At 63.0% G+C, this 19,270-nt stretch carries 21 protein-coding genes; 17 read left to right on the forward strand and 4 right to left on the reverse strand.

All coding sequences use genetic code 11. The annotated features are described in order from the left end of the window. The first annotated feature begins 154 nt into the window (after positions 1–154). From groES to KFF05_01335, 4 genes are all read left to right on the forward strand, one after another. A complete protein-coding gene (groES, locus tag KFF05_01320) occupies positions 155–442 on the forward strand; it encodes a co-chaperone GroES (GenBank protein ID UTW52063.1) in 288 nt (95 codons plus the stop codon). Between the two features lie 58 nt (positions 443–500). Further along, complete coding sequence (gene groL, locus KFF05_01325; GenBank protein UTW52064.1) at positions 501–2,147, forward strand: chaperonin GroEL; 1,647 nt, start codon at positions 501–503, stop codon at positions 2,145–2,147. A 190-nt stretch (positions 2,148–2,337) separates the two neighbouring features. After that, positions 2,338–3,933, forward strand: coding sequence for a tetratricopeptide repeat protein (locus KFF05_01330; GenBank protein UTW52065.1), 1,596 nt, complete (start codon positions 2,338–2,340; stop codon positions 3,931–3,933). 29 nt (positions 3,934–3,962) lie between these two features. Further along, positions 3,963–4,670, forward strand: coding sequence for an alpha/beta fold hydrolase (locus tag KFF05_01335; protein ID UTW53527.1), 708 nt, complete (start codon positions 3,963–3,965; stop codon positions 4,668–4,670). A gap of 52 nt (positions 4,671–4,722) precedes the next feature. Here the strand turns inward: KFF05_01335 and KFF05_01340 are convergent, their stop codons facing one another. Next, entirely contained in the window at positions 4,723–5,190 is a 468-nt protein-coding gene (locus tag KFF05_01340) for a nuclear transport factor 2 family protein (protein UTW52066.1), read from the reverse strand. A gap of 262 nt (positions 5,191–5,452) precedes the next feature. Here KFF05_01340 and KFF05_01345 point away from each other — a divergent pair, with 262 nt between their 5' ends. The 3 genes from KFF05_01345 (at position 5,453) to KFF05_01355 (ending at position 7,423) form a co-directional block, all read left to right on the forward strand. Further along, positions 5,453–6,040 (forward strand): ANTAR domain-containing protein, encoded by a 588-nt coding sequence (locus tag KFF05_01345; GenBank protein ID UTW52067.1) that lies wholly within the window; start codon positions 5,453–5,455, stop codon positions 6,038–6,040. Positions 6,041–6,234: 194 nt separating this feature from the next. Beyond that, a complete protein-coding gene (locus KFF05_01350; protein UTW52068.1) occupies positions 6,235–6,801 on the forward strand; it encodes a TetR family transcriptional regulator in 567 nt (188 codons plus the stop codon). A gap of 94 nt (positions 6,802–6,895) precedes the next feature. Beyond that, positions 6,896–7,423 carry a DsrE family protein gene (locus KFF05_01355; GenBank protein UTW52069.1) on the forward strand — a complete coding sequence of 176 codons (528 nt, stop codon included), beginning with the start codon at positions 6,896–6,898 and terminating at the stop codon, positions 7,421–7,423. 87 nt (positions 7,424–7,510) lie between these two features. On the opposite strand, the gene KFF05_01360 is transcribed toward KFF05_01355, so the two are convergent. Together KFF05_01360 and KFF05_01365 are read right to left on the reverse strand one after the other, a co-directional pair. Next, entirely contained in the window at positions 7,511–8,317 is an 807-nt protein-coding gene (locus tag KFF05_01360) for an SDR family NAD(P)-dependent oxidoreductase (GenBank protein ID UTW52070.1), read from the reverse strand. A gap of 5 nt (positions 8,318–8,322) precedes the next feature. Then, complete coding sequence (locus KFF05_01365; GenBank protein UTW52071.1) at positions 8,323–9,339, reverse strand: zinc-binding alcohol dehydrogenase family protein; 1,017 nt, start codon at positions 9,337–9,339, stop codon at positions 8,323–8,325. A 134-nt stretch (positions 9,340–9,473) separates the two neighbouring features. Here KFF05_01365 and KFF05_01370 point away from each other — a divergent pair, with 134 nt between their 5' ends. From KFF05_01370 to KFF05_01415, 10 genes are all read left to right on the forward strand, one after another. Continuing rightward, complete coding sequence (locus KFF05_01370; protein UTW52072.1) at positions 9,474–9,881, forward strand: helix-turn-helix transcriptional regulator; 408 nt, start codon at positions 9,474–9,476, stop codon at positions 9,879–9,881. A gap of 363 nt (positions 9,882–10,244) precedes the next feature. After that, a complete protein-coding gene (locus tag KFF05_01375; protein ID UTW52073.1) occupies positions 10,245–10,850 on the forward strand; it encodes an ANTAR domain-containing protein in 606 nt (201 codons plus the stop codon). A 464-nt stretch (positions 10,851–11,314) separates the two neighbouring features. Continuing rightward, positions 11,315–12,697, forward strand: a complete 1,383-nt coding sequence (locus KFF05_01380; GenBank protein UTW53528.1) for an ABC transporter substrate-binding protein — start codon at positions 11,315–11,317, stop codon at positions 12,695–12,697. Between the two features lie 11 nt (positions 12,698–12,708). After that, positions 12,709–13,548, forward strand: coding sequence for a nitrate ABC transporter permease (gene ntrB, locus KFF05_01385; protein ID UTW52074.1), 840 nt, complete (start codon positions 12,709–12,711; stop codon positions 13,546–13,548). Between the two features lie 34 nt (positions 13,549–13,582). Further along, entirely contained in the window at positions 13,583–14,497 is a 915-nt protein-coding gene (locus KFF05_01390) for an ABC transporter ATP-binding protein (GenBank protein ID UTW52075.1), read from the forward strand. A gap of 42 nt (positions 14,498–14,539) precedes the next feature. After that, positions 14,540–14,989, forward strand: a complete 450-nt coding sequence (gene cynS, locus KFF05_01395; protein ID UTW52076.1) for a cyanase — start codon at positions 14,540–14,542, stop codon at positions 14,987–14,989. Positions 14,990–15,067: 78 nt separating this feature from the next. Beyond that, positions 15,068–15,736, forward strand: a complete 669-nt coding sequence (locus KFF05_01400) for a HupE/UreJ family protein (protein UTW52077.1) — start codon at positions 15,068–15,070, stop codon at positions 15,734–15,736. 125 nt (positions 15,737–15,861) lie between these two features. Continuing rightward, positions 15,862–16,830, forward strand: coding sequence for a GTP-binding protein (locus tag KFF05_01405; GenBank protein ID UTW52078.1), 969 nt, complete (start codon positions 15,862–15,864; stop codon positions 16,828–16,830). Then, positions 16,827–17,933, forward strand: coding sequence for a WD40 repeat domain-containing protein (locus tag KFF05_01410; GenBank protein UTW52079.1), 1,107 nt, complete (start codon positions 16,827–16,829; stop codon positions 17,931–17,933). Before KFF05_01405 ends, KFF05_01410 begins: the two co-directional genes overlap by 4 nt. Positions 17,934–17,981: 48 nt before the next feature. Beyond that, complete coding sequence (locus KFF05_01415) at positions 17,982–18,251, forward strand: hypothetical protein (GenBank protein ID UTW52080.1); 270 nt, start codon at positions 17,982–17,984, stop codon at positions 18,249–18,251. A 231-nt stretch (positions 18,252–18,482) separates the two neighbouring features. On the opposite strand, the gene KFF05_01420 is transcribed toward KFF05_01415, so the two are convergent. After that, positions 18,483–19,073: an ANTAR domain-containing protein gene (locus KFF05_01420; protein ID UTW52081.1), complete on the reverse strand. Its 591-nt coding sequence runs from the start codon at positions 19,071–19,073 to the stop codon at positions 18,483–18,485. Positions 19,074–19,270: the final 197 nt, after the last annotated feature.

Here is a 19,270-nt window from a genome sequence, read left to right on the forward strand (position 1 = left end):
TCAGTGTTCGTTAATTGCGCAGTTTCCCTGGGATTCGGGCCCAATGCCCTTGACAGGGAGACGCCAGCGGACTACATCGCTGGCACTCACTTGGGTTGAGTGCTAACAAACACAAAAAAACCCTTATGTTTCCAATATTTGACGGAGAGCGACTATGAAGTTCAGGCCTCTGCATGACCGTGTGCTGGTCAAGCGCATCGAGCAGGACGCGAAGACCAAGGGCGGGATCATCATCCCCGACACCGCCAAGGAAAAGCCCATGGAAGGCAAGATTATTGCCGTCGGTTCCGGCGCCCGCAACGAAGACGGCTCGGTTACGCCGCTCGACGTGAAAAAGGGCGACAAGGTCCTGTTCGGCAAATGGTCGGGCACCGAAGTGACGATCGACGGCGACGAGCTGATCATCATGAAGGAATCAGACCTGCTGGGCATCATCGGCTAAGGCCGATCGACCGCCCGCAAGGCACCCGAAAAAGATCGAACCAAGAGGATAAATTAAGATGGCTGCTAAGGAAGTTAAGTTTTCATCCGACGCCCGTGACCGCATGCTGAAGGGTGTCGACACCCTCGCCAACGCGGTTAAGGTGACCCTCGGCCCCAAGGGCCGTAACGTCGTTATCGACAAGGCATTCGGCGCCCCGCGCATCACCAAGGACGGCGTCACCGTCGCCAAGGAAATCGAACTGACCGACAAGTTCGAAAACATGGGTGCGCAGATGGTCAAGGAAGTCGCTTCCCGGACCAACGACGAAGCCGGCGACGGCACCACCACCGCCACCGTTCTGGCCCAGGCCATCGTCCGCGAAGGCGTCAAGGCCGTGGCCGCGGGCATGAACCCGATGGACCTGAAGCGCGGCGTCGACATGGCTGTCGAAGCCGTCGTGGCCGACGTGAAGTCCGTCTCCAAGAAGGTCAAGACCTCCGACGAAATCGCCCAGGTCGGCACCATTTCCGCCAACGGCGACGAAGCGATCGGCAAGATGATCGCCGAAGCCATGCAGAAGGTCGGCAATGAAGGCGTCATCGAAGTCGAAGAAGCCAAGGGCCTGGACACGGACGTCACCGTCGTCGAAGGCATGCAGTTCGACCGGGGTTATACCTCGCCGTACTTCATCACCAACGCCGACAAGATGACCTGCGACATGGACAACCCCTACATTCTCATCCACGAGAAGAAGCTGTCCTCGCTGCAGCCGCTGCTGCCGGTTCTGGAAGCCGTCGTTCAGGCTTCCCGCCCGCTGATCATCATCGCCGAAGACATCGAAGGCGAAGCGCTGGCGACCCTGGTCGTCAACAAGCTGCGTGGTGGCCTGAAGGTCGCCGCCGTCAAGGCGCCGGGCTTCGGTGACCGTCGCAAGGCCATGCTGGAAGACATCGCCATCCTGACCAACGGCCAGGTGATTTCCGAAGACATCGGCATCAAGCTTGAAAACGTCGGCCTGGAAATGCTGGGCACGGCCAAGCGCGTCATCATCACCAAGGACGACACCACCGTCGTCGATGGTGCCGGCAAGAAGAAAGACATCGAAGCGCGCTGCAACCAGATCCGGGCGCAGATCGAGGAAACCTCCTCGGACTACGACCGCGAGAAGCTGCAGGAACGTCTGGCCAAGCTGGCCGGCGGCGTGGCCGTCATCAACGTGGGCGGCGCCACCGAGGTCGAGGTTAAGGAAAAGCGTGACCGCGTCGACGACGCCCTGCACGCCACCCGCGCCGCGGTCGAGGAAGGCGTGGTCCCGGGCGGCGGTTCTGCCCTGCTTTATGCCACCAACGCCCTGAAGAAGCTGACCCCGGAAAACAACGACCAGCAGGTCGGCATCAACATCGTGTTGCGCGCCCTGCAGGCCCCGATCCGTCAGATCGCGGAAAACGCCGGCTTCGACGGCGCCGTGGTCGCGGGCAAGCTGCTTGAAGGCAAGGTCAAGACCCAGGGCTTCAACGCCCAGTCCGGCAAGTACGTCGATATGCTGAAAGCCGGCATCATCGATCCGACCAAGGTCGTCCGTACGGCTCTGCAGGATGCGGCGTCCATCGCCGGTCTGCTGATCACCACGGAAGCCATGGTCGCCGAAAAGCCGGAGAAGAAAGAAGCCGGCGGCATGCCCCCGGGTGGCGGCATGCCCGACATGGGCGGCATGGGCTTCTAATCCCGCTGCCGACCGTTTGTTTCGGAAAGGGCCGCACCTTCGGGTGCGGCCCTTTTCTTTTGCGTGACCTGGATCAAGGGCGGGCCGGTGCACCTCGGCTATAGGGCCGGATGCGAAAGTTTGCTACCGTCCGCGGGTCTCGCGGTAACGGCCGGGAGACGAGGAAATCATGCAGGTCGGATATCAGCGAATGACCATCAGTGCCGTCACGTGCGACATCAAGAAACTCATCAAGGCCGGGCGCCTAGCTGACGCGGGGCAGGCGGCCTATCAGGCCGCCGTGACCGGCCGCGCCGATGAGGAAACGTTGGAACTGGGCGCGGGCGCAGCCTATCAGGCGGGCGCCGACGATCTGGCGCTTGAGCTGTTTTCCCGCCTGGACGCGCGCCGCGCGCTGGATGCCGGACAATGGGCGATGATGGGCCATGCGGCGGAACGCCTTGGCGTCAGCCGGATCGCCTTGCCCGCCTATCACCGGTCGCTCGACCTGAAGCCCGGCGACGCGGCCGTGCATTACAACTTGGGTTCCCTCCAATTGCGCCGCCATCAATGGACCGAGGCGATCACGCATCTGCGGGCCGCCTGCGACGCCCGGCCCGATTGGCAGCCGGCCTGGGAGAATTTGGCCCAGGCCCTGGTCGGCACCGAACATTACGAGACGGTCGTGCCGTTTCTGGCCGACTGCATGGCGCGCTTTCCGGACAACCCCGTGTTCGCGTTTCAGCACGCGGCGGCCCTCCTGCATATGGGCGATCGGCCAGGGGCCGAAGCAGCCTACCGCGATCTGACCGCCCGCCTGCCGGACAATGCGGCCGCCTGGGCCGGGTTGGCGGCGGCGGTCATCCAGGGCGGGCGCAAGGACGAAGCGGCCCGCCTGATTGCGGATGCCGCGGCCAAGGGTGCGCGGTCTCACGATCTCGACGAAATGGCGGCGACCCTGAAGTTGGACGCGGGTGATGTCGATGCAGCTATTTCCGGCTATGAAGCCGTCTTGGCGGCCAAGCCCGATCATCGCCTGGCCCGGGTCAATCTGGTCGATGCGCTGGTGCAGGCGGGTGATCACAAACGCGCGCTCAAGGTCTGCGACGACCGCCTGGCGGCCGTGCCGGGGGATCCGGAAATGCTCGCCTACCGGGCCATCGTGATGACCGACATGGGGCAGGCGGCGGAGGCCGAGACCTTCCTGCCGCCCAACCTGATCATGGGCCACCGGCCCCTGGCGCCGAACGGCTTCGCCTCATTGGCCGACTTCAACAAGGCGATGGTCCGCCACATCCTGGACCACCCGTCCCTGGTCCCGTCGCCGCCCAGCCACGCCACCGTCGCGGGCCGCCACACGGGCAGCCTGGTCTGCGACCCCTGGGGCCCGATGACCCAGTTCAAGGAGATGATCGCCGAGGCCGCGCGCGCCTATCGCCGCCGCCATCGGCGCAGTTCCCATCCCCTGTTCACCCGCTGGTCCGATGAATACTCGCTGACCCTTTGGGCGGTGGAGATGAATGCCGGCGGCCATCAGATGCCGCATATCCATCCGTCGGGTTTCTTGTCCGGCGTTTACTATCCGCAGTTGCCGGCCCAGGTCACGGACCCGGGCGACACCAACGGCTTCATCGAATTTTTCCAGGCGCCCGAGCAATTCAAGCTGCGCCATCAACCGCGCCTGCAGTTGTTCCCGCCCGAGGAAGGGGTGATGTATCTGTTCCCCTCAGCCTATTTCCACCGCACCATTCCGTTCACCGGCGACGGCACGCGCATCAGCGTTGCCTTCGATCTGGTCGCCCTTTAGGCGCTGTGCCGTCGTGACCGCCCGTTTCCATCCTGGTCCATGGCGCCTATCACGGCGGCTGGTGTTGGGACCGCTTGGCGCCGGTCCTGCGGGCGCGGGGGGCGGCGGTCACGGCCCCCGACCTGCCGGGCCATGGCGCGGACAGGACGCCGTCGGGGGACCTCACGCTGACGCTCTATGCCGACCATATCGCCGAAGCCGTCCGGCAACAGGGCGGCCCCGTCACCCTGGTCGGCCATTCCATGGCCGGGGCGGTGATCGCAGAAGTTGCCGAGCGGGTGCCGGACCTGCTTACCCGCCTGGTCTACCTCACGGCCTACATGCCGGGGCCAGGCGAAAGCATCATCGACTGGGCGCGCCGCGACGGGGATACGCGGGCGCGGGCGGACAAGGTCGTGTTCGACGGCGTGCCCTGCCTTGCCGTCGACCGTCAGACGACCTGGGACGCCTTCTATCAGGACGCGCCCGAGGAAGACCTGGACTGGGTGTTTCCCCAACTCCGGCCCGAGCCCGTGGCGATCTTTCGTCAAGCCCTTGCCCTGACCCCGGAAAAATTCGGCCGGGTGCCGCGCGATTACATTTCCTGCCGTCAGGACTTCGCCATTACCGCCGATCTGCAGGATTCCATGCTCGATGCCCTGCCGGCGCGGCGGACCTGGGATCTGGACTGCGGTCATTCGCCCTTCGTGGTCTGCCCGGATGCCCTGGCCGACATTCTTCTGGACGGGGAAAGCTAGGCTTCTTTGTTCGCCGCAAAGCGACCGTCGCGGCCATGCCGCGCGGGTTTTGCTAGAGCCCCAGTTCCGTCAGTCCGGGAAAATCGTCGGGCCGGGGGCCGAGGGGCCAGGTGAACTTGCGCTCATTTTCCGTGATGATGACGTCGTTGATCGAGGCCTCGCGGCGGCGCATCAGGCCTTCCGGTGAAAACTCCCACTGTTCGTTGCCATGGGCCCGGTACCATTGGCCGTTGTCGTCGTGATATTCGTACTGAAAGCGCACGGCGATCCGGTTGTCGTGAAAGGCCCATAGTTCCTTGATCAGACGGTAATCAAGCTCGCGCGCCCATTTGCGTTCCAGGAATTCGACGATCTTGTCGCGGCCGGTGAAAAATTCAGCCCGGTTGCGCCAAGTCGAGTCAGGGGTATAGGCCAGCGACACCTTGACCGGGTCGCGGTGGTTCCAGGCATCCTCGGCCAGGCGGGCTTTCTGGGTTGCGGTCTCGAACGTGAAGGGGGGCAGGGGCGGGCGTGTTTCCATGGTCAGGACTCCTCATCCATCAATGCAGGATCGAATTGGGGAGGGCGTCTCGGCCCGGGGCCGCGTTCGTTCGCGGGCTGGCGGCGTCCGTTCGCCGCATGGCCAAGAATATACACAGGGGGGGTGCGAATGCATCTTGAAAGGTCGGCGAACAAATTCTACCGTCATGGTCAATGACGGACGGAAATAAGATTGTCCGCATCTGGGGGCGCATCCGAGAAACGAAGCCGCAGCCAACACGTCACGTGGTTGGAGATGAGAGATGTCGGGCGCCGTCCTGAAGATCCTGGTCATTGATGAGAGTGCGGAACGCGCCGAGGTCCTGTTGGCGGGGCTTCAGGACGCGGGCTATCATCAGGTTCATCATCTGCGCGAGATGACGGATTTGGTGCCCCGCATCGCCGCCATCGACCCGGACGTGATCCTGATCGACCTGGAAAACCCCAACCGCGACACGGTCGAACAGATGTTCCGCGTGTCGCGTGAGGTCAAGCGCCCGATCGCCATGTTCGTCGACGAAAGCGACCCGGAAATGACCAAGCAGGCGATCCGGGCCGGGGTCAGCGCCTATATCATCGACGGCCTGCGCCGTGACCGCATCCAGCCCGTGGTCGATGTCGCGATCTCGCGGTTCGAGGCCTACCGCGAACTGGAACAGCGGGTGACCGACGCCGAATTGCAATTGGCCGAACGCAAGGTCATTGACCGGGCCAAGGCCGTGCTCATGGAAAAACGCGCCATGACCGAACCCGCCGCCTATGACGCCATCCGCGCGATGGCCCGTGCCAAAGGCAAGCGCATGGTCGAGGTTGCGGAAAGCCTGCTGACGGCACGAGAACTGGGCATCTAGTCCGGGTCACGGCGTTCCGTCTTGCCCGGCGACGCTTAATTTTCATCGCGCTTTTTTGACGGACCCGGCGTCGTTAACAGGGCCGCCGACTGCTTGTGTTCGGATATGTCCCCATCGCGTCCGGGCAATTGACTCGGTGGGGGAATCGGCATACTTCATGAATATAGTAAGTTAACTAACTAGGTTTGTTATTGATGCAACGTGCCGCCGCGCAAGCGAAACAGCATGACCTCGTGACTGCCGCCGCGGGCCTTTTTCATGAGCAAGGGGTGGCGAAGACGACCCTGACCGACGTGGCGCGCGCCGCCAACATCCCACTCGGGAGTGTCTTCTATTATTTCAAGACCAAGGATGATCTCGTTTCCTCGGTGATCGACCGGAGGGAAGACGGGATCGCGCGGCTGATCTCGCGTCATCAGGCTCTTTCAGATCCGCGGGCCCGCCTGCTGGCGCTCGTGCAGATATGGGTCGAGGACCGTGAGGTCGATGCCCTCTTCGGGTGCCCGATCGGCAGTCTCTGCTTCGAGTTGGCGCGGACACGAGGGCCGCTGAGCGACCATGCGGCGCAGCCGTTCAGATTGCTGCTCGATTGGTGCGAGGAACAATTTCGCCTGCTTGGCGCCGAGGATGCGTCTGGCCGATCCGCCCTGCATCTCGTCTCGGCCCTTCAGGGGATCAGTCTGATCGCGGCGGTTTTCGCCGATCCGGAGATGATCGTCACGGAGGCGGCGCATCTGCGGGAATGGCTGCAGACAGTTTAGCGGCCAGAACATTCATGCGGGCAACCGCGCATGCGCTGTCGTGCGGCTGCTTCGATGACAACATAAAGACAGCGCCACAACAGGAAGGATTACGATGAAACGGACATTTCTAATCGCGGCCGCGAGTGCGGTTGCAATCTCGATGAGCACGGCCGGGTTTGCCAATGACGAGTTGTCACCCTACGGCACGTCGAAGACCGACTTGCACGAATATCCGACGATCGATGCCGTGTTCGACGCGAACTATACGCAGCCCAAGGATCTCAACATGCTTTACGCGTTCGTGAAGAACACGATGAAGCCGCTGAAAGGCAAGATGGTGGTCGTGAGCCATGGCCCGGAACTGCGCGTATTCGCGAAGGAGAACTACATCAAGTACCAGGGCATCGTCGACAAGATGAAGGAACTGGCCGACAATGGCGTGGAATTCCGCATGTGCCACAATGCCTTGCGGGCGGCCGGCTACAAGGCCGACGATTTCCACGGTTTTGTCACGGTGGTCCCGGCGGGATTTCCCGAAATCGCCTATCTGCAGTCCCAGGGCTTCCGCTATATCAACCCGCTTCCCTATTCACCCAGGGATGTCCGCTACCTGGACCAACCGCAATTGAAGAAGAACTAGGGCGTCTACCCCTCCGCCACGCCCGCCCCGGCTGCCGGTCGGTCAGATGTGACCGGTCGCCGGGGTCGGAAGGCAAGGGGCCCCGGCTTATTTAAGTTCGGCCAAGACCGCTTCGATGGCGCGCATCATGGCGTCGCATTTCCGGGCGTCTTGGGCGTCGGAATGGGGCGGGGCGAATTGGCCGGAATCGTTATCGAAATACTGTCCGGCGGCATCGGCGAAGGTGTCATCAAGGGCGGCGCGGCGCAGGATATCCGCGCCGATGCCGATGTCCTTACCGTCCATGCCGAAGGCTTCCTTCACCATCTTGCTGCCGAGCAGAGAGCCCGGGTTGACTGCGATGACGGCCGGGCCGTCCGGCCCCAGGGCATCGGCCATTGCGCGCGTCCACATGGTGATCGCCAACTTGCTTTGCGCGTAGGCGGCGCCGTCGGTCAGCCGGGTCCGGCCAGCCAGGGCGTCTGCATCGACGGGGGCCTGGGCGGCGGAGGACAGGTTGATCACCCGCCCGCCCGCGCCGAGCAGCGGCAGAAGGCGCCGTGTCAGCAGATAGGGGGCGATCGTATTGACGGCGAACCGCACGTCGAGCCCGTCCGCCGTGACGGCATCGGGCGCGTTGTAGACGCCCGCGTTGTTGATCAGCACGTCCAGACGGTCGTGCCGGCTGGCCACGGCCTTCGCCAAGGCCTCGACCTCGGCCATGTTGGACAGATCCGCCAGATAGGTCTCCACCCCGCCCCGGCCGGCAAGGCCGGCGATCATGGCTTCCGCGTCGGCCAGTTTCGCCGGGCTGCGGCCATGGAGCAGAACGGTATGGCCCCGCGCCGCCAATTCCTTGGCCGTCGCCAGGCCGATCCCGTCTGTCGCCCCGGTGATGAGAATGGTCTTTGTCATGGCGCCTACTCGAACCCGGCCAGAACGGTCTTGCCGATCGCCCGGCCGCTTTCCTGCTGTGCATGGGCGGCGCGCAGGTTGGCGGCGTTGATCGTGCCGCCGTGGCTGTTGGCGGTGGTGACGATGCGGCCCAGGTCGACAAGCTCCGACACCCGGTCGAGCAGATCATGCTGTGCGGTGATGTCCGGCGCGTCGTGCATGGCGCGGGCGAACATGAATTCGAAATGCAGGGTCAGCGCCTTTGATTTGAGCTTCAGGGCGTCGAGCGTCACGGGATCGTCGATCAGGGCGATGGTGCCGCGCGGCTGGATCAGGTCGATGATCGCGTCATAGTGCTGTTCCGTCGCGGTCAGGCCGGCCACGTAGCGGGGCCGAAGGCCCAGGGCATCAAGCTGCGGCTTGAGGGGCTGGCGGTGGTCGATGGTATGGTCCGCGCCCATCCGCAGGCACCAGTCGCGGGTTTCGTCGCGCGACGCGGTGGCGACCACGGTCAGGCTGGTCAGCGCCTTGGCGATCTGGATCAGGATCGATCCGACCCCGCCGGCGGCGCCGATGATCAGCAGGCTCTCGCCGGCGCCTTCACCCTCGCGCAGACCCATGCCCTCGAACAGCAGTTCCCAGGCCGTGATCGACGTCAGCGGCAGGGCCGCCGCCTGGGCATGGTCGAGGGCCTTGGGCTTGCGGCCGACGATGCGCTGATCGACGATGTGCAGCTCGCTGTTGGTGCCGGGACGGCCAATGGCGCCGGCGTAGAATACGTCGTCGCCGGGCTGAAACAGGGTGACGCCGCTGCCCACCGCCTTGACCGTGCCGGAGGCATCCCAGCCGAGAACCTTGTGCCCCGTTTCCGGCTCGGCCCGCATGCGGACCTTGGTGTCGACCGGGTTGACGGAGACGGCGGCCACTTCGACCAATAGGTCGTCGGCGCCGAGGTTAGATGCCGTCGGGTCCGGCAGTTCGATGTCTTCAAGCGATTTCGGATCGTCAATGGGTAGGCTCTTGGCGTAGCCGATGGCACGCATGTCGGTTCTCCTAGTATAGGGCGCTGTTGGGAGATATATTGCTTGTATAGTGAATGAAGACAAGTACGCACATTAAATGCGTATAGATACATTTTGGATACTATAAGGAAATCCCCGATGTTATGGAGCCCCAGATGACCCTCGCCAAGCCGGTGCCTGCCGCCGAAACGCCCGAACCGGGCCGCGTGCCGCGGTTTTCGAAGTACGATTGTTCGCCCGGCTGCCCTGTCGAGGCGGCGCTGGAACAGATCGGCGGAAAGTGGAAAGGGGTGGTGCTGTACCATCTGGCCGACGGCACCAAGCGCTTCAACGAACTTAATCGACTGGCCGGGTCGGTCACGCAGCGCACCCTGACCAAGCAGCTGCGCGAGCTTGAGGGGGATGGAATCATCAGCCGGACGGTCTATCCCGTGGTCCCGCCGAAGGTCGAATATGCGCTGACGCCGAAGGGGCAGTCGCTGATCCCGGTGATCATGGCGTTGCGGGATTGGGGCATGGCCCATGCCATGCCGACGGCAACGGCCTCGGGCCAGCCTGTTTAGCGCGTCGCATTCTTGCGGCGCCGGGGACATCATCGAGCTTGCGCGCATTTTTTGCCTAAATTTTATGCCCTATCTTTATTCGTGATTGTTTTTTGTGCGATTACGTGACCCATCGTTGCCGCGGCCGATTAAAATATTCAGCAATATCAATAACCTGAACGCCATCACCGAGTTGGCACGGCCCTTGTAATAGGAACTGTGCCGGTCGGTATGCCGCCTGGCGACCTCTGCGCCCAAAGACGGGCGAGCTTACGGAGGCCATTTGCCCCATGACGGGCTGGAATTCCGGCATGCGCCGGGATTTGTAGCTTTCGCCGCCGGACCCTTCGGCGGCTTGGATTGGAACACGGGGCGACCACGGTCATGCAAATTCGTCTGATGACGCCAGTTGGCACCAGCGTTCTCGTGGTCGAGCGGGACCGCCCGCGCGCCGAGGCGACCAAGCGCCTGCTGGTCGAGCAGGGCTACAGCGTCACAGGCGTGCTGACCGACATCAGCCGCTTCGCCGAGACCGTCGCCCAAACCACCGCCGATGCCGTCATGATCTATGCGACCGAGCCCGATAAGGGCTTGCTCGACGCGCTGCGCGCCCTGCCGACGGAGCAGCGCCGCCCGACCATCCTGATCACCGAGGACGGGTCCACCGACGCCATCCACCAGGCCGTTGCCGCCGGGGTCAACGCCTGCGTCGTGGTCGGCGTCAACGGCAACCGCATCCGCTCCGCCATTGATCTGGCCAAGGCCAATTTTTCCAACACCCTCGGGCTGCGCGAGGAATTGGACGAGGCGCGCAACGCGCTGCGCGACCGCAAGGTGATCGAACGCGCCAAGGGCATCATCATGCGCGAACGCAGCCTGGACGAGGACGCGGCCTATACCCTGCTGCGCACCCGCGCCATGCAGCGCGGCGTACGCCTGGTGGCGGTTGCGGAAATGGTCGTTGAGGCTGCGGAGGTCATGCAGTTGTAGGAATTCGCCGCCCGGCGCGATCCAGGCGCGACGGCGGCACACCAGTTTGGCGGTTGGACGATGACGCCCGACCGCTGGAGAACCGAACCGGGCGACGATGAGGTTGTCGGGCTCATACAGGGGGACGATGACGGCCCCCGACAGGACCAGGACGTCCATCGACGGGACCGCGGAAGCGGCCGCCGCGTTGGGCGTTTTTTTAATGGAGTAAATCAATGGGCGCTTTTGCAAACCCGTTTGATCCCGACAAGCTCTTGTGGAACGGCTGTCCCTGCGGTCAGCACCGATCCATCATCGAGCACAACATGGCCATGGCCGCGGCGCAGGGTAAGGACGCGTCGCGGTTCCAATGTTCGGAAGACGTGGACCGCGCGGAGGCCACATCGGCTTCTGGGGCCGCCAGCTCCGGCCACAGCGCGGCCAACTGCTTCGATCCGTCCTGCCAGGAAGCTGCCTGCGTTTCCATGCGTCAGGCCGCCGAAGCCAACGGCCAGGGCGACATGATGCGGGCCGTTCAGAACCATCAGCAGGAAATGGCCGACCTGGAGGCCGAACCGGAAGCCTCGGACCTGGAATCCTCCATGTCCCGGGCTGTCGAGTCGGCCGTCATGCAGGGACTGTTCGGCGGCGACATGCATCGCCGTGCGTTCCTCAAGGCGGTGGGTGCGGGGACGGCTTATGCCGCCATCGCCTCCATGTTCCCGTTGGAAGAAGCCAAGGCCATGGCGGTCGAAATGGCTCAGGCCGGCGGAAAGCTTGAAAAGACCAAGCTGAACGTCGGCTTCGTGCCGATCACCTGCGCCACGCCGATCATCATGGCGCATCCGATGGGCTTCTATAAGAAGTACGGGCTCGACGTTTCCGTGATCAAGACGGCCGGCTGGGCCGTGTCCCGCGACAAATCGCTTTCCGGCGAATACGACGCGGCGCACATGCTCACGCCCATGCCGCTCGCGATCAACATGGGGGCGGGCTCGACCAAGGTGCCTTGGACCATGCCGGCGGTGGAAAACATCAACGGCCAGGCCATCGTGCTGTCGACCAAGCACAAGGACAAGAACGACCCGAAGATGTGGAAGGGCTTCAAGTTCGCCGTGCCGTTCGAGTATTCCATGCACAACTTCCTGCTGCGCTACTACGTGGCGGAACATGGGCTGGATCCCGACAAGGACATCCAGATCCGCGTCCTGCCGCCGCCGGAAATGGTCGCCAACCTGCGGGCGGAAAACGTCGACGGCTACCTCTCGCCGGATCCGTTCAACCAGCGGGCGGTCTATGACGGCGTCGGCTTCATCCACAAGCTGACGAAGGACATTTGGGACAAGCATCCCTGCTGCGCCTTCGCCGCGTCCAAGTCCTTCATCGACGAAAACCCCAACACCTTCCTGGCGTTGTGGAAGTCGATCATGGAGGCCACCGACTTCGCGTCGGTCAAGGCCAACCGCAAGGAAATCTCCAAGGCGATTTCGCCGAAGAACTACCTGAACCAGCCGGTCACGGTTCTGGAACAGGTGCTCGTGGGGACGTATGCGGACGGCCTCGGCAACGTGAAGAAGGTCCCGGACCGGATCGATTTCGATCCGTTCCCGTGGCACTCCATGGGGGTGTGGATCCTGACGCAGATGAAGCGCTGGGGCTACATCAAGGGCGACGTCGACTACAAGCAGGTCGCCGAAGAGGTCTATCTCGCCACCGATGCGCAGAAGCTGATGGCCGAGATGAAACTGACCGGGCCGTACGGCACGCCGCCGAAAACGACCTACGAAACCTACAACATCATGGGCAAGACGTTCGATGCCGCGAAAGCGGAAGAATACGTCGAGTCCTTCGCCATCAAGAGAACGTAAGGGGCTTATCCATGTCCATGTCGCTGCAATCCCGTGCCATCGTCCTGTCGATCGCGTCGTTTTTCGCCTTCGCCGGTCTGTGGCAACTGTTACTGCCCGCCGGCACGGGATCGGCGGCGGACATGGATCCCGCTTACGCCGCCTTGATGGGGGCTACGGCCAAGGGGGCCTCGGCAATGCCGGGGCCCCTCGAGGTCGGCAAGCAGATCTGGGAGCACGTCCTCAATCCCTTCTACGACGCCGGTCCCAACGACAAGGGCATCGGCATTCAGCTGGGCTATTCCATCCTGCGCGTTCTGGTCGGCTTCGGCTTCGCCGTGGTGGTGGCCATTCCGCTCGGCTTCCTGATCGGCATGTCGCCGCTGTTCTACAAGGCGCTCGATCCGTTCATTCAGATCATGAAGCCGGTCTCGCCATTGGCCTGGATGCCGCTCGCCCTCTACACGATCAAGGATTCCATTATTTCCTCCGTGTTCGTGATCTTCATCTGTTCGGTCTGGCCGATGTTGACCAACACGGCTTTCGGCGTCGCCAGCGTGCGCAAGGAATGGCTGAACGTGGCCAAGACGCTCGAGGTCGGCCATCTGCGTACGGCCTTCCGCGTGATCCTGCCGGCGGCGGCACCCACGATCATGACCGGCATGCGGATTTCCGTCGGCATCGCCTGGCTGGTCATCGTCGCGGCCGAGATGCTCGTAGGCGGTACGGGCATCGGCTACTTCGTGTGGAACGAATGGAACAACCTGTCGATCACCAACGTGATCGCCGCGATCTTCTTCATCGGCCTGATCGGCATGGTGCTGGACCTGATGCTGTCCTACCTGGCGCGTCTCGTCACCTACACCGAATAAAAGAAATAACGGAGCCAAGATGATGTCCGATAGCATGAGCAAATCCCCCCAGCCCCGCATCCGTGTCGAAGGTCTGGCGCAGCGCTTCCCGGCGCCGGACGGATCGGGTGAAACCACCGTCTTCGAGGACATCTGGTTCTCTGTCGAACCCGGCGAATTCGTCTGCCTGATCGGTCATTCCGGCTGCGGCAAGACGACCCTGCTGAACATCCTTGCGGGCTTGGCAACGGCAAGTTCCGGCAACGTCATCGTGTCGGGCCAGGAAGTCACCGGCACGTCGCTTGAGCGCGCGGTGGTATTCCAGAGCCACGCCCTGATGCCCTGGATGACGGTGATGGGCAACATCGCCTTCGCCGTGCGTTCGAAATGGCCGCGCATGGCCAAGGCGGAGATGCTCAAGCATTGCCAGAAATTCATCGACCTGGTGCATCTGACCGGCTCGGAGAATAAGAAGCCGTCACAGCTGTCTGGCGGCATGAAACAACGCGTCGGCATCGCCCGCGCCATGGCGATCGAGCCGCAGATCATGCTGTTGGACGAACCGTTTTCGGCGCTCGATGCGCTGACCCGCGGCTCCCTGCAGGACGAGCTTCTCAGCATCTGCGCCGAGACCGAGCAGACCGTGTTCATGATCACCCATGACATCGACGAGGCGATCCTGTTGGCCGACAAGATCATTCTGATGACCAACGGGCCGGATGCGCGGATCTGCGAGATCGTCGAAAACTCGCTGCCGCGCGACCGCACCCGCGCCAACATGCACACCCAGGCCAATTACTATCCCGTCCGCAACCATCTGATCGAATTCCTGGTCAACCGGTCCGTCGGTTTCAAGGACGAACTGGCCTCCCCCGATTACGACCCCCGGCATCCGCCCGTCGTGCGCCCCACCGTCATCACCGACGAAGCCGGTGAAACCGGCACGGGTGTGCTGCGCGCGCAGGCTTGAACCCAACATACCCAAACGTCATCAACGAAGGAGACCCCTTAAATGACCCGCGCCGAACTGACCGAAAAGATCGTCACCCACAAAATCATGAAAGGCATCAAGTGGGCCGACGTCGCAGAAAAGGTCGGCCATTCCAAGGAATGGGTGACCGCCGCACTGCTGGGCCAAATGTCCATGACCAAGGATCAGGCAACCGCGGCGGCCAACGCCATGGGCTTGAACCTGTCGGAAGAGGAAATCGCCATGCTGATGACTGTGCCGTCGCGCGGTTCGCTCGAAAGCGCGGTTCCGACCGATCCCCTGATCTATCGCCTCTATGAACTGGTCAGCGTCTACGGGACCACGTTCAAGGCCCTGATCGAGGAAGAATTCGGTGACGGCATCATGTCGGCCATCGACTTCGAAATGGACATCGACCGCAAGGCCGACCCCAAAGGAGATCGCGTGGTCATCACCCTGAACGGCAAATTCCTGCCTTACAAAGTCTACTAGAAAACCTGAATAGGCCTCCAACGGCGGAGCCCGTCCGTCACGCAATGAAAATTCATCAGTACAGAGAGGTACCTACACATGATCCGCACCAAACTCACGAACCTGGTTCCGCCGCTGGCGCTCGGCACGGCGGCAGTTCTCGCGGCTGACCCGGCGCTCGCCCACCACCCGCTGGGCGGAGCACCCATGACCACTTTCGCCCATGGCGTGCTGTCCGGCATCGGCCATCCGCTTCTCGGCTTCGACCATTTGTTCTTCGTGCTGCTGGTCGGCATCGCGGCGCTCTATACCGGTCACCGTTTCACGGCCCCCGCCGCCTACATCGCCGCCATGCTGGCGGGTTGTCTGATGATGAGCCTTGGCGTCGGCCTGCCGGCCAAGGAAACCGTCATTGGCTTGTCGCTGCTGGTGCTGGGTACGGTGGTGCTGTCGGGCCGGTCGCTCGGCATCGTCGCGGCGGCCTGCGTGTTCGCGGCCTTCGGCCTGTTCCACGGTTCGGCCGTCGGGGACGCGATGGCAACCCAGGAAGCGGGCGTGGGCGCCCAGGTTCTGGTCGGCTATCTGATCGGCCTCGGCGTGGTGCAGTACGGCATCGCCGTTGCCGCCGGCACGGTTGCCTTGAAGTTGTGGAAGGCAACGGAATCGACGGCCGTCGAAGCCCGCCTGACGGGTGCCGTGGTCGCCGGCATCGGCATGTTCCTGACGTTGGAACATATCGAAGGCGTTCTCGTCGAAGCCCTTCTCTAAGACCAAACCTGAAAGACCGGGGTGCGGCGTGACGGGACAACGCGCCGCCCCGGCCACGGACTGAAATGGAAACGCGGTTCGCCCAAGGGCGGGCGAACCGCTTAGCACAAGGGAGCGCGACCCACATGGAACAGGCAAAGGTGCCCGTGACGCTGATTACCGGATATCTGGGGGCGGGGAAAACCACCCTGCTGAACCGGATCCTCACGGAACAGCACGGCAAGAAATACGCCGTCATCGTCAATGAATTCGGCGAGGAAGGCATCGACAACGAACTGGTCGTCGACGCCGACGAGGAAATCTTCGAAATGAACAACGGCTGCATCTGCTGCACCGTGCGCGGAGACCTGATCCGCATCATTTCGACGCTGATGAAACGCGCGCAGGATTTCGACGGCATGATCATCGAAACCACGGGCCTGGCTGATCCGGCGCCGGTGGTGCAGACTTTCTTCGTGGACGAGGACGTCCAGGCCAAGGTCGCGCTCGACGCCGTGGTCACGGTGGTCGACGCTTGCCATTTCCTGGATGCCGTCGATGAGGAGCACGAGCTGGCCGAACAGGTCGCTTTCGCCGACATCATCCTTTTGAACAAGACCGACCTGGTCGACGCCGACAAGCTGAATGCCGTGAAGGCGAAGATTTCCAGTCTCAACCGGATGGCCAAGGTCATCGAGACGGTGAAAAGCCAGGTGCCGATCACCGACGTGCTCGACCGCGGCGCGTTCGACCTTTCCCGGGTGCTGGAATTCGAGCCGGGCCTGCTGGACGAAGAGGACGACCACGAGCACGACGAGAACATCATCTCGATCAGCCTGAAGACCGACAACCCCATCGAGCCCGAAAAATTTTCCAACTGGATCCGGGGCTTCATCACGGATCGCGGTGTCGACGTGCTGCGCACCAAAGGCATTCTGAACCTGTCCGGCCAGGAAAATCGCTACGTGTTCCAGGGCGTGCATATGGTCATGGACTCCGCCTGGGGTGCCCCCTGGGGCGGCGACGCGCGGTCGTCGCGTCTGGTCTTCATCGGCCGCAACCTGGACGAGGCCGAATTGCGCACGGCGTTCGATAGCTGCACGGTGGCGGCATGATGGGCGCCACCGGGTTTGATCCGGCTGTCCTGGGGATTGCCGGGGCCGGCAATCCGGATGTGGGGGCCCGGATCATTTCACCCTCGGTCAAACTCAGCGAAAGCCAGGCCGTGGGCGTGCATCCGACCTTCACGGTTATCGAGCCGGCGGAAGCCCGTGCCGTTATCGGCTATGGCGACGGCACGATCCGGGGCATCGGGCTGATGCTGGGCGGCGTCCAGCCGTCGGTGCTGGCCCAGGTTTCGGCAACGCCCATCACCGCCGCCGTCGACATCGGCGGCGCGGGCGTGCTGATCGGCACGGACGGGGGCGACCTGTTGCGCCTGGACGGTTCCGACGTCGTCAAACTGGCGGAAACGGGCGGCCCCTGGATCGGTGAGGTTGCCGTGCATTCGGGCAGGGGATTGCGGGCTTTCGCCGCCGCCAAGGCCTTGACCGTTCTGGATGCCGGGGGGGCGGTGGTGTTCGAAGCGGCCGACCACCCTTCGACCGTCGCGGGCCTCTCCTTCTCGCCCGACGGCACGCGGATTGCCGCCGCCCATTACGGCGGAGTCAGCGTGTGGAAATTGACAGAGCCTGGTCAGAAGCCCGTGCGGCTCGACTGGCACGGCTCGCACACGGCCGTTGCCTGGTCGCCGAACGGTCAGTTCATCGTCTCGGCCATGCAGGACAAGGAAATGCATTGCTGGCGCTGGAAGGACAGAACCGGCATGCGGATGTCGGGATATCCGTCCAAGATCCGCGCCATTGCCTGGACCGCCGACGGCCAGTATGTGGCGGCATCGGGCGCCGATACGGTGACGTCCTGGGATTGTTCCGGCAAGGGGCCGTCCGGCAAACCGCCGTTGGAATTCGGCTATGTCTATGACGGTGTGGTGCGTCAGGTCGCGGCCCATCCGGCGGACCACGTGGTCGCCGGCGGCTATTCCGACGGCACGGTTTTGATCGGTGCCATCGAACAGGAGACGGCGATGATCGCCCGGCCCGCCAGCGGCCATGCGGTCACCGGCCTGGCCTGGACCGCCGACGGCGGGATCCTGGTCGCCACGGATGAATCCGGGGCGGTCGCGGTCATGCGCATACTCGAACCGGTGGTGTCCTGATCAAGTGCGATCAGGCGCCTTCCGTTCATGAAACAGGGAGGCACGATCATGGATGACATTCTCGGCCTGTCGCGGGCCAAGCCCGACGGCAGCGGCCAGCGCATCAAGGAGCTTGTCCGCAAGCGCTTCGGCCTGGACGAGGCGGCGACGCTCATGGTGTCCGAACTGCGCTGCCATGAAGACGGCTGCCCCGCCGTGGAGACGGTGATCGCCGTCATGGGGGGTGCCCAGACCAGCCTGACCTGGAAGATCGGCAAGCCCATGGCCCAGGTCGATGCCGGTGACGTTGCCGCGTTGTCGGTGTCCGCGCCGGCCTAGCGGCCCCGCACCGCGGGGACGCGCCACCCAAACTGTCTGCCGCCGATGCCAATCGTCGGTGCCAGTCGTCGATGCCAGTTATCGATGATTGTGGGGAAAAGAGGGGAGGAAGGCGGCGGGTCCCGAGGAGAGTGGCTGTCGATACCGACCCGCCGCCTTCGCTAAGTCCGTCCTTGGGAGGAGGTGGACTTAGAAATCCGTATATCCGGGAAAATCAAAATCGCGCGCGCGTCATCCTTTGCACATCACCAGGTTTTCCGTATCGATGATCTGCTCCGCGACGACCCGCATGGGTTGGGACCGCTTCATGGCCAGTTTTCGAATCTCGTGGTAGGCCGCGTCTTCCTCAAGGCTCCGCAATTTCATGACGATGCCCTTGGCCCGCTCGATGGTAATGCGGTCGGCAAGCTTGTCTTCCTTTTCCTTCAGCCGCTTCTTCAACTCGCGGATGGTCAGGAACTGCGCCCGGGTCCATTCGGCCAGGGTCGGAAAGGATTTCAGCCCCGCGTCCACGGGCAGGTAGGCGTTGACCCCGGCGTGTGATGCCTGGGCCATGATGTCCGGCCGTGCGTCGTCGGCCAGGAACATGACCGGTAGCGGGGCTGATTCGCTTAGGCTCTTCAGGTTTGCGAAGGGGTATTCCTCGGGCTTGGCGACATGTACCACGATCACGTCCGGGGCCGAGTCGCGGGCCTTGTCGGCAAGGGGTTCATTGGGGGCGGCAAGGGCGACCACTTCGTGCATCGCGCCACCTGATCCCTGGGCGTGGGCCACGATGGCCTCCAGCGCGTCGGGGATATCCGTTACCAGCATCACACGCATTGTCGTTTTCTTACTTGCCATTGTTGTTGTTTGTGTCGGGCGTCGGCAGATGTTTGGGCCCGCACTTCGCACATGCAAAAAGCAAGTCCTGTGCCAATTTGACACGGAGACGAATTATCATATTGACGCAATCACTTAGGGGAATTCATCCATATGCGGACAGCGCAGCAGGCTTGTCATTTTTGAATAAAAAATAG

The organism is bacterium SCSIO 12827 (assembly GCA_024397995.1).
Classification (GTDB): Bacteria; Pseudomonadota; Alphaproteobacteria; order Rhodospirillales; family Casp-alpha2; genus UBA1479.

Excerpts from the sequence above, each read along its gene's own strand:
- groES (UTW52063.1), top strand. The coding sequence starts at position 155 with ATGAAGTTCAGGCCTCTGCATGACCGTGTGCTGGTCAAGCGCATCGAG.
- groL (UTW52064.1), top strand. The coding sequence starts at position 501 with ATGGCTGCTAAGGAAGTTAAGTTTTCATCCGACGCCCGTGACCGCATG.
- KFF05_01330 (UTW52065.1), top strand. The coding sequence starts at position 2,338 with ATGACCATCAGTGCCGTCACGTGCGACATCAAGAAACTCATCAAGGCC.
- KFF05_01340 (UTW52066.1), bottom strand. The coding sequence starts at position 5,190 with ATGGAAACACGCCCGCCCCTGCCCCCCTTCACGTTCGAGACCGCAACC.
- KFF05_01345 (UTW52067.1), top strand. The coding sequence starts at position 5,453 with ATGTCGGGCGCCGTCCTGAAGATCCTGGTCATTGATGAGAGTGCGGAA.
- KFF05_01350 (UTW52068.1), top strand. The coding sequence starts at position 6,235 with ATGCAACGTGCCGCCGCGCAAGCGAAACAGCATGACCTCGTGACTGCC.
- KFF05_01355 (UTW52069.1), top strand. The coding sequence starts at position 6,896 with ATGAAACGGACATTTCTAATCGCGGCCGCGAGTGCGGTTGCAATCTCG.
- KFF05_01360 (UTW52070.1), bottom strand. The coding sequence starts at position 8,317 with ATGACAAAGACCATTCTCATCACCGGGGCGACAGACGGGATCGGCCTG.
- KFF05_01365 (UTW52071.1), bottom strand. The coding sequence starts at position 9,339 with ATGCGTGCCATCGGCTACGCCAAGAGCCTACCCATTGACGATCCGAAA.
- KFF05_01370 (UTW52072.1), top strand. The coding sequence starts at position 9,474 with ATGACCCTCGCCAAGCCGGTGCCTGCCGCCGAAACGCCCGAACCGGGC.
- KFF05_01375 (UTW52073.1), top strand. The coding sequence starts at position 10,245 with ATGCAAATTCGTCTGATGACGCCAGTTGGCACCAGCGTTCTCGTGGTC.
- KFF05_01380 (UTW53528.1), top strand. The coding sequence starts at position 11,315 with ATGCGTCAGGCCGCCGAAGCCAACGGCCAGGGCGACATGATGCGGGCC.
- ntrB (UTW52074.1), top strand. The coding sequence starts at position 12,709 with ATGTCCATGTCGCTGCAATCCCGTGCCATCGTCCTGTCGATCGCGTCG.
- KFF05_01390 (UTW52075.1), top strand. The coding sequence starts at position 13,583 with ATGAGCAAATCCCCCCAGCCCCGCATCCGTGTCGAAGGTCTGGCGCAG.
- cynS (UTW52076.1), top strand. The coding sequence starts at position 14,540 with ATGACCCGCGCCGAACTGACCGAAAAGATCGTCACCCACAAAATCATG.
- KFF05_01400 (UTW52077.1), top strand. The coding sequence starts at position 15,068 with ATGATCCGCACCAAACTCACGAACCTGGTTCCGCCGCTGGCGCTCGGC.
- KFF05_01405 (UTW52078.1), top strand. The coding sequence starts at position 15,862 with ATGGAACAGGCAAAGGTGCCCGTGACGCTGATTACCGGATATCTGGGG.
- KFF05_01410 (UTW52079.1), top strand. The coding sequence starts at position 16,827 with ATGATGGGCGCCACCGGGTTTGATCCGGCTGTCCTGGGGATTGCCGGG.
- KFF05_01415 (UTW52080.1), top strand. The coding sequence starts at position 17,982 with ATGGATGACATTCTCGGCCTGTCGCGGGCCAAGCCCGACGGCAGCGGC.
- KFF05_01420 (UTW52081.1), bottom strand. The coding sequence starts at position 19,073 with ATGCGTGTGATGCTGGTAACGGATATCCCCGACGCGCTGGAGGCCATC.